Below are 15,068 nucleotides of genomic sequence, written 5' to 3' on the forward strand. Positions count from 1 at the left end.
AGGGCTAGGGTGAGGGGCTTTTGCTTTTCAGCTGTTGGCACAAATCTCGCTAAGTAAACCGCACAGGTAACCAACGGCGGTTGCCCCACCTACGACAAAGACGTCGCTCACCCCGTTCGCCCCTCGGCGAATCAGGTAGCGGCGTTTTTGCGTTTTGGCCCCACAGAACGGGGCCGGTGGTGCGGCCGTGAGGCGCTCCACCTGCTGTGCATGACTCCTTTCGAGACTCTTTTCAGCCGAGGTGCGCGATGAATTCAAGCTTCTGGAAATCCGGCCATACCCCGACCCTGTTCGCGGCCTTTCTGTATTTCGACCTGAGCTTCATGGTCTGGTACCTGCTCGGCCCGCTGGCGGTGCAGATTGCCGCCGACCTGCACCTGACCACCCAGCAACGCGGCCTCGTCGTCGCCACGCCGATTCTGGCCGGCGCGGTGTTGCGCTTCGCCATGGGCATGCTCGCTGATCGCTTGTCGCCCAAGACCGCCGGGCTGATCGGCCAGGTCATCGTCATCTGCGCGCTGTTCGGTGCCTGGAAACTCGGCATCCACAGTTATGAACAGGCGCTGATCCTCGGCCTGTTCCTCGGTATGGCCGGCGCGTCGTTCGCCGTGGCCCTGCCGCTGGCCTCGCAGTGGTACCCGCCAGAGCACCAAGGCAAAGCCATGGGCATCGCCGGTGCGGGCAACTCCGGCACCGTGTTCGCCGCGCTGCTGGCGCCAGTGATTGCCGCCGCGTTCGGCTGGAGCAATGTCTTCGGGTTTGCCCTGATCCCGCTGGTCCTGACTTTGGTGCTGTTCGCCCTGTTGGCAAAAAACGCCCCGCAGCGGCCAAAGCCGAAAGCCATGGCCGACTACTTCAAGGCCCTCGGTGATCGCGACAGCTGGTGGTTCATGTTTTTCTACAGCGTCACCTTCGGCGGCTTCATCGGCCTAGCCAGCGCCCTGCCCGGTTACTTCAATGATCAATACGGTCTGAGCCCGGTGACCGCCGGCTACTACACCGCTGCCTGCGTGTTCGGCGGCAGCCTGATGCGGCCATTGGGTGGCGCGCTGGCCGACCGCTTCGGCGGCATTCGTACCTTGCTGGCGATGTACACCGTCGCTGCCATCTGCATCGCAGCGGTGGGCTTCAATCTGCCAAGTTCTTACGCGGCGCTGGCGCTTTTCGTCTGCACCATGCTCGGCTTGGGCGCCGGCAACGGTGCGGTTTTCCAACTGGTACCGCAGCGTTTTCGTCTGGAGATCGGCGTGATGACCGGGCTGATCGGCATGGCCGGCGGAATTGGCGGCTTCGCCCTGGCGGCCGGCATGGGCGCGATCAAGCAAAGCACCGGCAGCTATCAACTGGCGCTGTGGTTGTTCGCCAGCCTCGGCGTGCTGGCATGGTTTGGCCTGCACGGCGTCAAGCGTCGCTGGAGAACCACCTGGGGTTCGGCGGCGGTGACAGCAGCGCGGGTCTGAGGCCTCAATGGCCCTGCAGCTGAGTTTCGCCGAAGCCAGCGCCACCGGCCCGCGCGCGGAGAATCAGGACGCCCTGCGTTCAGTGACACCGGCGCCGGCACTGGCGGTGAGCAAGGGTTATCTTTTCGCCATCGCCGACGGCGTCAGCCAGTGCGCCGATGGCGGCCTCGCCGCGCGCTCGACCTTGCAGGCGCTGGCGCTGGACTACTTTGCCACGCCGGAAACCTGGAGCGTGGCCCAGGCGCTGGATCGCCTGCTGCTCGCGCAAAATCGCTGGCTGCAGGCCAACGGCGGCGGGCAACCGCTGCTGACCACGGTCAGCGCGCTGGTGATGCGCGGTCGACGCTTCACCCTCGCCCACGTCGGCGATTGCCGGGTCTATCGCTGGCACGCCGAGCGCTTGCAGCGCATCAGCGAGGATCACGTCTGGGAGCAACCGGGCATGCAACACGTGCTCAAGCGTGCGCTCGGGCTCGATCAGCATCTGGTCCTGGATTTCCTCGACGGCGAACTGCGTGAGGGCGAAAGCTTCGTTTTACTCAGCGACGGCGTCTGGTCGACCTTGGGCGATACCGCGATCGCGGCGATTCTGCGTGATCAAGCGGACCTGCACAGTGCGGCGCAAACCTTGGTCAACGCCGCGCATCTGGCCGGCAGTCAGGACAACGCCAGTGCCCTGCTGGTGCGCGTCGATGCGCTGGGCGAAGCGAGCATCGGCGATGCGCTGGTGCAATTGCAGCAATGGCCACTGCCGCCAACGCTGAAACCCGGGCAAGCGTTTGAAGGCTGGCAGGTGCAAGGCATCATCGGCCAGAGCCAGCAATCATTGCTGTATCGCGTGCTCGATAGTCAGGGCCAGCCTTGGCTGTTGAAGACCTTACCGGCGCGCTTGGCCGACGACCCGCAAGCCGGGCAGGCGCTGCTGTCCGAGGAATGGTTTCTCAAGCGCGTGGCCGGCCGGCATTTTCCGCAAATCCATGCCTGCACTCAGCGTCAGCATTTGTATTACGTCATGCGCGAATACGCCGGGACGACGCTGGCCGACGTGTTTCAACACAGCGGCCCGTTGCCTTTGGCGCAGTGGCAGGACATCGCCGAGCGGCTGTTGCGCGCGGTCGGGCTGCTGCATCGGCGGCAGATTCTGCATCGCGACATCAAACCGGAAAACCTGCTGTCAGGTGACGATGGCGAGCTGCGCCTGCTGGATTTCGGTCTGGCTTACTGCCCTGGGCTGTCGGAAGACGCGCCGTCGACCCTGCCGGGAACGCCAAGCTTTATCGCCCCCGAAGCGTTTCGTGGCGAACCACCGAATGCGCAGCAGGATTTGTATTCAGTCGGCGTCACTCTCTATTACCTGCTCACCGGGCATTTCCCTTATGGCGAGATCGAAGCGTTTCAGCGGCCCCGATTCGGCGTGCCGGTGAATGCCAGTCGCTATCGCCCGGACTTGCCGGAATGGCTGGCGCAAAGTCTGGAACGCGGCGTCGCCGCCGATCCGCAGCAACGCTTCGAAACCGCTGAAGAGTGGCTGCTGGTGCTGGAACAGGGTGAGCGGCAAAGTTTGAGTGTGCGGCCCCGGCCTTTGTTGGAGCGGGAGCCGTTGAAGGTCTGGCGGACGATGGCTTTGGTGTCGTTGCTGGGGAATGTGGTGCTGCTGGTTTTGTTGTTTCATCAGCCCTGAAAAGATCGCAGCCTTCGGCAGCTCCTACAGTTGGTTGCGTACACCTGTAGATACCGTCTTGAGCCTCACCGGGCAAGCGCAAGTTTCGGGTCATATGGCAGTCCTGACTTGAGCACTCCGTAAACGAAGTGCAGCAGCTTGCGCATTGCTGCGCAGATGATCTGCTTGGGGGCCTTGCCATTGGCTTCCAGGCGTTCTTTCATCGCCTTGATCGCCTTATTGTGTTTCAGCGCCACCATGCCAGGCATGTAAAGGCCTGCACGCAGCCGTGCTGACCCTACTCTTGAGATCAGGGTGTGACCTTTGAGCTTTCCTGATTCCTGCAGCTTTGGATTGAGCCCTGCAGCAGCGACCAGTTGGCGAGGATCACTGTATTTGCGCAAGTCACCCAGTTCGGCGAGCAATCGTTCAAGCGTTTTTTGTCCGATGCCGTCGATGGTTACGATGAGATCCCGCATCTGACGCATATCCGGGTCGTCATCGATGTGTTTTTTGATCGCCTTATGCGTTTCTACGATCTCTTTTTCGATATGGCGCAGAACGGAGTTGATCGAGTCTTTGACCTTTTCGTCGGAAACGTCCAGACGATTGAGCTCCATTTGTTCCATTTCCTGAAGGTCATCCAGGCGGCGCACCATTGCTTTTAACTGGCGGTATTTCAGCGGCTCAGGCGCCCATGGGTGAAGTTTTTGATCCTTTTCCCGGGCAAAGTCGGCGATCAGTTTGGCATCGCTTTTATCAGTCTTGATGCGGCGCAGTTCGCTGTCAGCGTACGCTTTGGTCGTAGCCGGGTTCACGACGCAGACCCGGAAGCCTTTGTTGTAAACGAATTCCGCGAGCTCCAAATGGTAGACGCTGGTGGCTTCCATCACGATCAGGGCCGAACGCTCGGCATTTTTTTCTAGCCACGCCTCAAACTCTTTAAAGCCCTTTGGATCGTTGGCCAGCTTGGCCTTGGTTTTGTGCTTGCCGTTGGGCTGGTGTGTAGCGATATCAAAGGTGTTCTTTGCGATGTCGACGCCAACGAAACCGGACATGATTGATTCTCCACTTGTTCCCTGTTGCGATCATCACGTCACTCTGTCCAACCTTGCGAATGCGGGCTCTCGCCGCAGGCGGGCCCAAGATACCGTGCGAACTGTACGAGTGAGTGTGGAGGGCTGGAGCACGATCTACGTCACAGGCAAAAAGCCTAAGGAGCTGCGCGGCTTCCAAGTCCCTCCCTCGATGATCAGTCGAGAACTATCGCTCCTGACAGAGCGTTAGTCGAGATACAAGGAGCTGCCGAAGGCCGCGATCTTTTGATCCTGCGCTCCAAAAAAGCGCAACACGCCTCGAGAAAGTGCATCGAGCCAGCTCCAATCGGGCAAAAAAACCAGCAATTGCGGCGCCATAACAAGTTGGCACAACCACTGCATTACCCTTTTCACCATACATAAAGCCCAACCTTCAACGACGAAGGCTGCGCTTCCCGAGAGAACGGGACCAGGACAAAGGCGTCCTCGCTAGGCAACTAGCGGGACGCCTTTTTTTGTTTGCGCAAAATTTGTCGAGCAAGGCCCGACGGCCCACCAGAGGCCAGCCGCAGCTCCCGGAGAACCTGATGAAAAAACTCAAACTGGTGATGATCGGCAATGGCATGGCCGGGGTCCGTACCCTGGAAGAACTGCTCAAGCTGAGCGACGAGCTCTACGACATCACCGTCTTCGGCGCCGAACCGCACACCAACTACAACCGCATCCTGTTGTCGCCGGTGCTGGCCGGTGAGCAGACCTTCGAAGAGATCGTCCTCAACGACCTCGACTGGTACCTGGAAAACAACATCAAGTTGCTGCTCAACCGCAAAGTGGTGGAGATCGACCGGGTCAAACGCCGAGTGATCGCCGAGGACGGCACCGAAGCCGAGTACGACCGTCTGCTGATCGCCACCGGCTCGACTCCGTTCATCCTGCCAATCCCCGGCAACACTTTGCAGGGCGTGATCGGTTACCGCGACATCGCCGACACCCAGGCCATGATCGACACCGCCAGGACCCACAAGCACGCCGTGGTCATCGGCGGCGGTCTGCTCGGCCTCGAAGCGGCCAACGGCCTGATGCTGCGCGGCATGCACGTGACCGTGGTGCACCTCGGCGAATGGCTGCTGGAGCGGCAACTGGACAAGACCAGCGGCCAGCTTCTGCAATCGGCGCTGGAATCCCGTGGCCTGCATTTTCGCCTGTGCGAACAGACCCAAGCCCTGCACGACGCCGGCAATGGCCGGGTCGGCTCGGTGCAGTTCAAGAACGGCGACATCATCCCTGCCGATCTGGTGGTGATGGCCGCCGGCATCCGTCCCAACACTGAACTGGCAGAAAAGGCCGGCATTCCGTGCAATCGCGGGATTCTGGTCAACGACACCCTGCAAACCTACGACCCGCGCATCTACGCAATCGGCGAATGCGCCAGCCATCGCGGCATTGCCTACGGTCTGGTTGCACCGCTGTTCGAACAAGCCAAGGTCTGCGCCAATCACCTCGCGCAACTGGGTTTCGCTCGCTATCAGGGTTCAGTGACCTCGACCAAATTGAAAGTCACCGGCATCGACCTGTTCTCCGCCGGCGACTTCATGGGCGGCGAAGGCACCGAGACCATCACCCTCTCCGACCCGATCGGCGGTGTGTACAAAAAACTGGTGATCAAGGATGACGTGCTGGTTGGCGCTTGTCTGTACGGCGATACGGCAGATGGCGGTTGGTATTTCCGGCAGATTCGTGAGAATCACGCCATCGGCGAGATCCGCGATCACCTCATGTTCGGCGAAAACGCTTTAGGCGACGTAGGACATCAGGGCCAGGACAAAGCCATGGTCATGGCCGACAGCGCCGAAGTGTGTGGCTGCAACGGTGTCTGCAAGGGCACCATCGTCAAGGCGATTCAGGAACACGGCCTGTTCAGCGTCGACGAAGTGAAGAAACACACCAAGGCTGCCAGCTCCTGCGGTTCCTGCGCCGGTCTGGTCGAGCAAATTCTGATCAATACCGTGGGTGGCGCGGCCGACGTCAAACCGAAAAGCGAAAAAGCCATCTGCGGTTGCAGCGATCTCAACCACGGGCAGATTCGTCAGGCGATCCGCCAGGAACACCTGCTGACCATCGCCGAGACCATGAGTTACCTGAACTGGCGCACGCCCAATGGCTGCGCGACCTGTCGCCCGGCGCTCAACTACTACCTGATTTCCACCTGGCCGGGCGAGGCCAAGGACGATCCGCAATCGCGCCTGATCAACGAACGCGCCCACGCCAACATCCAGAAGGACGGCACCTATTCGGTGGTGCCGCGCATGTGGGGCGGCGTCACCAACCCATCAGAACTGCGCCGAATCGCCGATGTGGCCGACAAGTACAACGTGCCGATGGTCAAGGTCACCGGCGGTCAGCGCATCGACTTGCTGGGGATCAAGAAACAGGATCTGCCCGGCGTCTGGAGAGACCTCGACATGCCGTCCGGCCACGCCTACGGCAAATCCATCCGCACGGTGAAAACCTGCGTTGGCAGCGAGTTCTGCCGCTTCGGCACGCAGAACTCGACGCAACTGGGCATCGAGCTCGAACACGACCTGTTCAATATGTGGTCGCCGCACAAAGTGAAGCTGGCAGTGTCCGGTTGCCCACGCAACTGCTCGGAAGCGGGCATCAAGGACGTAGGAATTATCGGCGTCGACTCCGGCTGGGAGATGTACATCGGTGGCAACGGCGGGATCAAGACCGAAGTCGCCGAGTTCTTCGTCAAGCTCAAGACTGCCGAAGAAGTCCGCGAATACAACGGCGCGTTCCTGCAGCTCTACCGCGAAGAAGCCTTCTACCTCGAACGCACCGTGCATTACCTGCAACGGGTAGGCATGGAGCACATCAAGAAGAACGTGCTCGAAGACGCCGAGCGGCGCAAGGCCCTGAACGAGCGCCTGCAATTCTCCCTGTCGTTCGAACAGGACCCATGGAAAGAGCGCCTGGCGCAGCCGCAACTGAAGAAAGAATTCGACGTGATCCCCGTGAAAAACCTGGAGGTGCCGGCATGAACTGGCTCGATATCTGTGCGCTGGAAGAGATCAACGCCCTCGGTTCGCGGATCATTGCCGGGCCGAAAGGAGACATCGCGATTTTTCGTACAAGCGACGACGAGGTTTTCGCCCTCGATGACCGCTGCCCGCACAAGGGCGGCCCGCTTTCGCAGGGCCTGATCTATGGCAAGCGCGTGGCCTGCCCGCTGCACAACTGGCAGATCGACCTGGAAACCGGCGAAGCCCAGGCGCCGGACATCGGCTGCGCCCATCACCATCCGGCCCGGGTCGAGAATGGCCGGGTGCAACTGGCCCTGCGGGACGCCATCTGATGAACCGCCAGACGACCGCCTCGACCTGCTGTTACTGCGGGGTCGGCTGCGGCGTACTGATCGAGCATGACGGCGAGCGCATCCTCGGCGTCAGCGGCGATCCGGCGCACCCGGCCAACTTCGGCAAACTGTGCAGCAAAGGCTCGACGCTGCACCTGACCGGCGACCTCGCCGCCCGCGCCTTGTACCCGGAACTGCGCCTGGGCAAAGGCCTGGCGCGCAGCCGTACTGACTGGGATACCGCCCTCGACCACGCGACCAACGTGTTCGCCGAAACCATCGCCGAGCACGGCCCGGACAGCGTGGCGTTCTACATCTCCGGGCAGTTGCTCACCGAGGACTACTACGCCTTCAACAAACTGGCGCGGGCGCTGGTCGGCACCAACAACATCGACAGCAATTCGCGGCTGTGCATGTCTTCGGCGGTGGTCGGCTACAAACGCAGCCTCGGCGCCGACGCGCCGCCGTGCAGTTACGAAGACCTGGAGCTGAGCGACTGCGTGATGATCGTCGGCAGTAACATGGCCTACGCCCATCCGGTACTTTTCCGTCGACTGGAGGAAGCCAAATCCCGTCGCCCGCAGATGAAAGTCATCGTTATCGACCCGCGTCGCACAGACACCTGCGATTTGGCTGACCTGCATCTGGCGATTCTTCCGGGCACAGATGTCGCGTTGTTCCATGGGATTTTGCATCTGCTGCTGTGGGAAGACTGGATCGATCGCGATTTCATCAAGGCGCACACCGAAGGCCTCGCCGAACTCAAAACCCTGGTCCGCGATTACACCCCGCAAATGGTTTCGCAGCTGTGCGGCATCAGCATCGAGCAACTGCAGCAATGCGCAGAATGGATCGGCACGGCGCCGAGCTTCCTGTCGCTGTGGTGCATGGGCCTGAATCAGTCCACCGCCGGCAGCGCGAAAAACAGCGCGCTGATCAATCTGCACCTGGCCACCGGGCAAATCGGCCGGCCCGGTGCAGGACCTTTCTCCCTGACGGGTCAGCCAAATGCGATGGGCGGGCGGGAAACCGGCAGTCTGTCCAATCTGCTGCCGGGTCACCGCGATGCCGCCAACCCGGAGCATCGCGCCGAGGTGGCGGCGTACTGGGGGGTGGAGAGCTTGCCCGAGGCGCCGGGCCTGAGCGCCATCGAACTGTTCGAAAACCTGCGCAGCGGCAAAATCAAAGCGCTGTGGATTGCCTGTACCAATCCGGCGCAATCGATGCCTGATCAGAGCGCAGTCCGCGCAGCGCTTGAGGCCTGCCCTTTTGTGGTATTGCAGGAAGCCTTTCGCACCACCGAAACCGCTGCGTTTGCCGACCTGCTGGTACCCGCCGCCAGTTGGGGCGAGAAAGAAGGTTCGGTGACCAACTCCGAGCGGCGCATTTCCCACGTGCGCAAAGCGGTTGTCGCACCGGGCGAAGCGCGGCCGGACTGGGCAATCACGGTGGATTTCGCACAGCGTCTGGAGAAACGTCTGCGCCCCAAGCAGCCAAGTCTGTTCGCTTTCGATCAACCTTCGCAGTTGTTTGATGAATTCAAAGCGCTGACCCGTGGGCGAGACCTGGATCTGTCCGGGATCAGTCATGCCTTGATCGACGAGATCGGTCCGCAGCAATGGCCCTTCCCTGCCGGCGCCCGGCGAGGCACCACACGACTTTACGAAGACGACGTCTTTCCTACGGCTAGCGGCCGCGCGCAGTTCATTGCCGATCCTTATCGCGCCGCCAAGGAACAACGCGACGCGCGCTTCCCGCTGACTTTGATCACCGGTCGCCTGCGTGACCAGTGGCACGGCATGAGCCGCACCGGCACCGCCGCGCAATTGTTCGGCCACGTCAGCGAAGCCGTGCTGAGCCTGCACCCTGACGAAATGCGCCGGCACCGCTTGCAGCCCGGTGATCTGGTCAATCTGAAAAGCCGCCGTGGCGCAGTGATTGTTGCGGTCGGCAGCGACGACAGCGTGCGTCCGGGCCAGGCGTTCCTGCCGATGCACTGGGGCGATCGCTATCTCAAGGGCGGCGTCAACACGCTGACCTTGCCGGCGTTTGATCCGCTGTCCAAACAACCGGAGCTCAAGCACAGCGGCGTGCGTCTGGAGGCAGTCAACCTGCCGTGGCAACTGTTCGCCTTGATCGAGGGTGATGTTCAACGGCATTTCGAGACGCTACGACCGCTGTGCGAGGCGTTTTCCTACGTCAGCCTCAGCCTTGTCGGTCGTGAGCGGCCAGCGCTGCTGATACGCGCTGCACACAGCCAGGCGCCGGATCCACAACTGCTGGGCGAGATCGACCAATGCCTGTCACTGCTGGATGGCCCGGTTCTGGCCTATGACGACCCGCGTCGCGCCATTGGCAAGCGGGTGCGCATCGAAAACGGCCGTATCACTGCGATTCGCCTGGCCGGCGAAACCCTTGCGCAACACTGGTTGCAGAGCCTGTGGCTGGAGGGCCGCGCCGACCAACAACTGCGGCGCTGGCTGCTCGCGCCGATGAGCGCGCCGCCAGGCGCTGTCGGCGCCATTGCGAGCGACAAGACCTTGTGCAATTGCGAAAACGTCAGCCTCAACGCAGTCTGCGCCGGCATTCGCCAGGGCCTGGATCTGCAAGGCCTGAAAAACAATCTCCGATGCGGTACGCAATGCGGTTCCTGCGTGCCGGAAATCAAGCGTCTGCTGGCTGCCGAAGCGCGGCCGGTCGCGGTCATTTAACGAGGACAACACCATGAATGCGAAAGTCTGGCTGGTGGGCGCAGGCCCTGGCGATCCGGAGTTGCTGACGCTCAAAGCGGTGCGTGCATTGCGCGAGGCCGATGTGGTGATGATCGATGATCTGGTCAACGACGCCGTGCTGGAACACTGCCCGACTGCGCGGGTTATTCCCGTTGGCAAGCGCGGCGGCTGCCGTTCGACGCCACAGGCATTCATTCATCGGCTGATGCTGCGTTATTCACGCCAGGGCAAATGCGTAGTGCGCCTGAAGGGCGGCGATCCGTGCATTTTCGGCCGCGGTGGCGAAGAAGCGCAGTGGTTGCGTGAGCGCGGGGTTGAAGTGGAATTGGTCAATGGCATTACCGCCGGGCTGGCCGGGGCGACGCAGTGCGATATTCCGCTGACGTTGCGGGGCGTGGCGCGCGGAGTAACGTTGGTGACTGCGCACACCCAGGATGACAGCCAGTTGAACTGGCAGGCGCTGGCGCAAGGCGGGACGACGCTGGTGGTTTACATGGGCGTGGCCAAGCTGGGCGAGATTCGTGATCAGCTGCTGGCGGGAGGGATGGCGGCGGATACGCCGGTGGCGATGATCGAAAACGCTTCTTTGGCGCATCAGCGTGAATGTCGCAGTGATCTGACTGCGATGGCTGAGGATGCCTCGGCGTTTGAGTTGAAAAGTCCGGCGATTCTGGTGATTGGTGCGGTGGCTGGTGTCGTGGAAGAGCAAAAGATCGCAGCCTTCGGCAGCTCCTACAGGACACATATGATCTGAATGTAGGAGCTGCCGCAGGCTGCGATCTTTCAAGACTCAAAGCCAAATCGCAGACAAAGAAAAGCCCGGCCTGAGCCGGGCTTTTCCATCAGCGGCAGCTAATTACTTAGCTTGAGCTTCAACCTGCGCTTCTACGCGACGGTTTACAGCGCGGCCAGCTTCAGTTTTGTTGTCAGCAACTGGGCGGGATTCGCCGTAGCCAACAGACTGAACGCGGGACGATTCAACACCGTACTGGTTGGTCAGAACTTGCTTAACGGCGTTTGCACGACGCTCGGACAGTTTCTGGTTGTAAGCGTCAGGACCGACGGAGTCAGTGTGACCTTCAACAGTAGTGGTGGTGGATGGGTACTGCTTCATGAAGTCAGCCAGGTTTTTGATGTCGCCGTAGCTGTTAGGCTTGACTACCGACTTGTCGAAGTCGAATTTCACGTCCAGCTCAACACGAACAACTTCAGCAACTGCTGGGCAGCCATCAGCGTCAACGGTTACGTTGGCTGGGGTGTCCGGGCACTTGTCAACGTTGTCGCAAACGCCATCGTTGTCGCTGTCGGAGCAGACTTCAGCAGGTGCTGGAACTGGAGCAGCAGCTGGCTTGGAGCCGCCACCGAAGTTCACACCGATACCGACGCTAGGAGCCCACTCGGTGTCGCCCTGGTCGATGTTGTACTGAGCTTCAACGCCGGCACGGGCGTAGAAGTTCTCGGTGAAGTACAGCTTGGCACCGCCGCCAACGTTGGCGAAGGTGGAACGGTTACGACCGTTCGAACCGTTCTGGTCGATGCTCTGGTCGGAGAAACCGGCCGAAACGTATGGACGAATCATGTCGCCTGGGTTGTTGAAGTGGTACAGAGCGTCCAGAGCGGTGTTAGCGCCTTTGACGTTCTTGCCATCGTCGGCACGTACGTTGTGCACTTCGTCGTAGCCCAGACGCAGTTCAACGTCGTCGGTCAGGAAGTAACCGATCGAACCGCCGAACAGGTTGCCGTTGTTCTTGAAGTTACGAGCGCTGTCGAATTGTTCTTTCTTAGCGAAGCCTTCGATTTCAACTGCGCCTTGGCCTTGTGCCAGAGCGCCGAACGAAGTGGCGGCAATCAGAGAACCAATGGCCAAGCCCAAGGTGTTTTTCAGTTTCATCCGTTAAATCCCCATCTGGTGATTGTGAAGCAGTCCCGCAAACCGGGGGACAACTCGGCGGCAAGTCTATCAGAACTTGCCTACACGTAAGAGATATTTGCGCTGAACTAAGTTTCAGCAATGCCTGCAAATTTCTCACGCAATTTATCTAGAGCGCGTTTGTAACGCATTTTTGTCGCACTCAAACCCATGTGCATGATGTCTGCGATCTCCTGAAACTCCAGCTCTGCGACAAATCGTAGCACCAGAATTTCGCGGTCAATCGGATTCACATACACCAGCCAGCGATCAAGCCCACCCTTCTCCTCCGGCTTCGGCGCCTTTTCTTCAGACGCTTCTTCAAGAGGGTCCAGACTGAGAGCGTCCATCAAGCGACGCTTACGCCGTTCCTTCCGATACTGCGTGATGCATTCGTTGTAAGTGATGCTGTAAAGCCAGGTTTTGAACTTCGATTTCCCCTCGAAGTTCTTCAGGCCGTACAGCACCTTCAGCATCACTTCCTGACAGACATCGTCTGCGTCGCGATCGTTCCCAAGATATCTCGCGCAGACGTTAAATAATGTTCGCTGGTAACGCCGCATCAACTCTTCGTAGGCGCGCGTTACGTGAAACAGCTCGGTATGCGAGCGCGCGACCAACTCCTCATCAGAGAGCTCGCGGGGGTCGTAGCGCGTGGATAGCGGTTGGGCTTTATTCAAAACAAGTCGTGCCGACAGTCAGGTCAATGTCCGCCACAACCAGCCTTGGCTGGCATTTTGCGGCGGCATACATTAGCAGGGTTTGCCGGTTTAGCGGCTACTCACATGCTGTTCCAGCAGGATCCGATTGGAGAGAGAGACTAGCTCACCCTCATCGGTCAGCAATGTGGTTTTAACCGTGCCGATCTCTTCGATCTGGCCTTCGACCTCGCCAACACGCACTTGTTGCCCAACCTCATACAGCTCACGCACATAGATTCCCGCAAGAATCTGACCGGCGATTTCCCGGCTTCCCAAACCCATGGCCAGCGCAACTGCCAGACCAACGGTAATCAAAACGATGACAATTACATGGTTCAGCAGGTCGGTCTTGACCTCGAGCTGGCTGATCGCAACCGAGATGCTGATGATGATCACCAGCCCCTGCGCGATCCGTCCCAACCCGGAAGCGTAGTCCAGCCCTACGCCTTCTGCTGCGCCGCGCACCAGCCCGTTGGCCAGTTGCGCCAGCAGGACACCGACCAGCAGCACCAGCGCGGCGCCGAATACTTTCGGCAGATACAACGCCAGCATGTCCAGCGTAGCTGAAACTCGCTCGAGGCCAAGGGATTCTGCCGCAGAAACCAGAAAAATCAGCAGAACGAACCAGTAGACAATTTTACCGATCAGCGTCGAGATCGGCACTTGCAGCCCGGCGCGCGACATCAGCTTGGTCAGCCCGGTACCGCCCATCAGGCGATCAAGGCCCAGTTTTGCGAGCAATTTGGAGAGCAAGGTGTCGAGCAGCTTGGCCACGACGAAACCCAACAGCAGCACAACCAGTGCGCCGAACAGGTTCGGAATGAAGTTAGCGACTTTGGTCCACAACGCAGTCATTGCAGTGACGAGGCTCTGAGTCCAGAGATCAAGTTCCATATTCAATCAGCCTTATCAGCAGTGCGAGCAGTGGTTTTACGAAGACGGGAAACCGGCGAGACATGCGCCGAGCCATTGTTCAGGGCGATCATCAGCGCGGGCAGCCAGCGGCCCAGCAGGCTGAACAGATCACCGGCGCCGACCTGGCGGTTGGCGGTTTTGAGTACGCGGCCCAGGCAGGCATCGTCGTCGCGGCTGGACGGCGAAGCGTTGAGCATGTCGCGCAAAGACTGTTCAAACGGATCGTGCATACGCACCTCTCGTGATGTCTGTGAAAGACGCGGGCAGTTTTACTCGGGTCACATACGCCATGTTCACACCCAGCGCAATCGACGGAACAACCACCACTGACCGAACGCCAGGGCGAGTACCGTCAGGCAGGCAATCAGGAAACCATACGGGCTTTCGGCAAACGGAATACCGCCGACATTGATGCCCAGCAGACCGGTGATGAAACTCATCGGCAAAAAGATGCAGGTAATGATGCCGAAGCGGTACATGGTGCGATTCATGTGCACGCTCAAACGCCGGTCTTCGGCCTCCAGCACAAGCCCCACACGCTCTCGAGTCAATTCGAGCTCTTCCAGATAACGGGTCAGGCTGTTGTTCAATTCGTTCCAGTAGTCGGCGTCGTCTTCGACGAACCACGGCAATTTTATCCGCGTCAGCTGTCCGAAAATATCCCGCTGTGGCGCAAGAAAACGCTTCAGCCCGGCCGCTCTACGGCGCATGTGCAAAATCGCCCCGTGCTCGGGCGTATACCGTTCGTCGGCGTCGAGTTTTTCTTCCTCTTCATCGACCACTTCCGACAGGCACGTGACCAGATCCTGCACTTTATTGGTGAGGAACTGCGCCAGATACAGCATCAATTCAGAAGACGTTTTCGGACCTTTGCCCTCCCCCAGCAGCGCCAGCAACTCATCTGTAGCGCGCAACGGACGCAAGCGCAGGGAAATCACGCGCTGAGCGGAGGCAAAAATCCGCACCGAGACCATGTCTTCCGGCTCGGCGCCCGGGTTGAGATTGACCCCGCGCAGAAACAGCAGCAGCTCGGAGTCGGGCAATGGCAACAGACGCGGGCGGGTGTTCTCTTCCAGCAGCAGATCGCAGGTGAATTCGTTGAGCCCGCTGGATTTGCGCAGCCAGGTTTGGGTCTGCGGATGGCTGCGATCCCAGTGCAGCCACAGGCTTTCATGGGCCTGCAGCTGCAAATCGTCGAGCTCAGTCCGGGCTATCGAACGCGCACCGCCCTTGCCGTCCAGTACCAGGGCATGTACCAGCCCCCATTGCGCGTTTTCTTCCTCGAACATCCGCATCCCT

Annotated in this window: 13 protein-coding genes; 6 read left to right on the forward strand and 7 right to left on the reverse strand. The window is 60.1% G+C overall.

The genetic code is table 11. The features are described from left to right. The first annotated feature begins 248 nt into the window (after positions 1-248). Both AB4N48_RS15120 and AB4N48_RS15125 read left to right on the forward strand, forming a co-directional pair. On the forward strand, positions 249-1,460 hold the full coding sequence (locus AB4N48_RS15120; RefSeq protein WP_016773839.1) for a nitrate/nitrite transporter: 1,212 nt from the start codon (positions 249-251) through the stop codon (positions 1,458-1,460). 7 nt (positions 1,461-1,467) lie between these two features. Next, positions 1,468-3,141 (forward strand): protein kinase domain-containing protein, encoded by a 1,674-nt coding sequence (locus AB4N48_RS15125; protein ID WP_460093854.1) that lies wholly within the window; start codon positions 1,468-1,470, stop codon positions 3,139-3,141. Positions 3,142-3,206: 65 nt separating this feature from the next. Here the strand turns inward: AB4N48_RS15125 and AB4N48_RS15130 are convergent, their stop codons facing one another. Beyond that, entirely contained in the window at positions 3,207-4,178 is a 972-nt protein-coding gene (locus AB4N48_RS15130) for an IS110 family RNA-guided transposase (protein WP_056786210.1), read from the reverse strand. Positions 4,179-4,403: 225 nt separating this feature from the next. Then, the gene (locus AB4N48_RS15135; protein WP_460093855.1) at positions 4,404-4,559 is read right to left on the reverse strand and encodes a hypothetical protein; all 156 of its coding nucleotides are present in this window, start codon (positions 4,557-4,559) and stop codon (positions 4,404-4,406) included. Between the two features lie 185 nt (positions 4,560-4,744). Between AB4N48_RS15135 and nirB the strand changes: the two genes are divergently transcribed. Genes nirB through cobA form a run of 4 tightly spaced genes read left to right on the forward strand, consistent with a single transcriptional unit; the run spans position 4,745 to position 10,998 of the window. After that, positions 4,745-7,198, forward strand: coding sequence for a nitrite reductase large subunit NirB (gene nirB, locus AB4N48_RS15140; RefSeq protein WP_056784156.1), 2,454 nt, complete (start codon positions 4,745-4,747; stop codon positions 7,196-7,198). Next, the gene (gene nirD, locus AB4N48_RS15145) at positions 7,195-7,512 is read left to right on the forward strand and encodes a nitrite reductase small subunit NirD (protein WP_016773836.1); all 318 of its coding nucleotides are present in this window, start codon (positions 7,195-7,197) and stop codon (positions 7,510-7,512) included. The genes nirB and nirD overlap by 4 nt, the downstream gene beginning before the upstream one ends. Then, positions 7,512-10,223: a nitrate reductase gene (locus AB4N48_RS15150; RefSeq protein ID WP_460093856.1), complete on the forward strand. Its 2,712-nt coding sequence runs from the start codon at positions 7,512-7,514 to the stop codon at positions 10,221-10,223. Before nirD ends, AB4N48_RS15150 begins: the two co-directional genes overlap by 1 nt. 13 nt (positions 10,224-10,236) lie before the next feature. Continuing rightward, positions 10,237-10,998 (forward strand): uroporphyrinogen-III C-methyltransferase, encoded by a 762-nt coding sequence (cobA, locus tag AB4N48_RS15155; protein ID WP_460093858.1) that lies wholly within the window; start codon positions 10,237-10,239, stop codon positions 10,996-10,998. Between the two features lie 102 nt (positions 10,999-11,100). Here cobA and AB4N48_RS15160 read toward each other — a convergent pair whose 3' ends face one another. From AB4N48_RS15160 to AB4N48_RS15180, 5 genes are all read right to left on the reverse strand, one after another. Beyond that, positions 11,101-12,135: an OmpA family protein gene (locus tag AB4N48_RS15160; RefSeq protein ID WP_039762998.1), complete on the reverse strand. Its 1,035-nt coding sequence runs from the start codon at positions 12,133-12,135 to the stop codon at positions 11,101-11,103. Between the two features lie 107 nt (positions 12,136-12,242). Then, complete coding sequence (gene sigX / locus AB4N48_RS15165; RefSeq protein WP_016773832.1) at positions 12,243-12,833, reverse strand: RNA polymerase sigma factor SigX; 591 nt, start codon at positions 12,831-12,833, stop codon at positions 12,243-12,245. Between the two features lie 90 nt (positions 12,834-12,923). Next, a complete protein-coding gene (locus AB4N48_RS15170) occupies positions 12,924-13,748 on the reverse strand; it encodes a mechanosensitive ion channel family protein (RefSeq protein WP_016773831.1) in 825 nt (274 codons plus the stop codon). Between the two features lie 2 nt (positions 13,749-13,750). Beyond that, positions 13,751-13,999 (reverse strand): hypothetical protein, encoded by a 249-nt coding sequence (locus AB4N48_RS15175; protein WP_003223293.1) that lies wholly within the window; start codon positions 13,997-13,999, stop codon positions 13,751-13,753. 63 nt (positions 14,000-14,062) lie between these two features. Further along, on the reverse strand, positions 14,063-15,058 hold the full coding sequence (locus AB4N48_RS15180; RefSeq protein ID WP_460093859.1) for a zinc transporter ZntB: 996 nt from the start codon (positions 15,056-15,058) through the stop codon (positions 14,063-14,065). Between the last annotated feature and the right edge of the window lie 10 nt (positions 15,059-15,068).

The organism is Pseudomonas sp. S2_C11 (genome assembly GCF_054668395.1).

Excerpts from the sequence above, each read along its gene's own strand:
- AB4N48_RS15135 (WP_460093855.1), bottom strand. The coding sequence starts at position 4,559 with ATGCAGTGGTTGTGCCAACTTGTTATGGCGCCGCAATTGCTGGTTTTT.
- nirD (WP_016773836.1), top strand. The coding sequence starts at position 7,195 with ATGAACTGGCTCGATATCTGTGCGCTGGAAGAGATCAACGCCCTCGGT.
- AB4N48_RS15125 (WP_460093854.1), top strand. The coding sequence starts at position 1,468 with ATGGCCCTGCAGCTGAGTTTCGCCGAAGCCAGCGCCACCGGCCCGCGC.
- AB4N48_RS15150 (WP_460093856.1), top strand. The coding sequence starts at position 7,512 with ATGAACCGCCAGACGACCGCCTCGACCTGCTGTTACTGCGGGGTCGGC.
- cobA (WP_460093858.1), top strand. The coding sequence starts at position 10,237 with ATGAATGCGAAAGTCTGGCTGGTGGGCGCAGGCCCTGGCGATCCGGAG.
- AB4N48_RS15175 (WP_003223293.1), bottom strand. The coding sequence starts at position 13,999 with ATGCACGATCCGTTTGAACAGTCTTTGCGCGACATGCTCAACGCTTCG.
- nirB (WP_056784156.1), top strand. The coding sequence starts at position 4,745 with ATGAAAAAACTCAAACTGGTGATGATCGGCAATGGCATGGCCGGGGTC.
- AB4N48_RS15180 (WP_460093859.1), bottom strand. The coding sequence starts at position 15,058 with ATGTTCGAGGAAGAAAACGCGCAATGGGGGCTGGTACATGCCCTGGTA.
- AB4N48_RS15120 (WP_016773839.1), top strand. The coding sequence starts at position 249 with ATGAATTCAAGCTTCTGGAAATCCGGCCATACCCCGACCCTGTTCGCG.
- AB4N48_RS15170 (WP_016773831.1), bottom strand. The coding sequence starts at position 13,748 with ATGGAACTTGATCTCTGGACTCAGAGCCTCGTCACTGCAATGACTGCG.
- AB4N48_RS15160 (WP_039762998.1), bottom strand. The coding sequence starts at position 12,135 with ATGAAACTGAAAAACACCTTGGGCTTGGCCATTGGTTCTCTGATTGCC.
- AB4N48_RS15130 (WP_056786210.1), bottom strand. The coding sequence starts at position 4,178 with ATGTCCGGTTTCGTTGGCGTCGACATCGCAAAGAACACCTTTGATATC.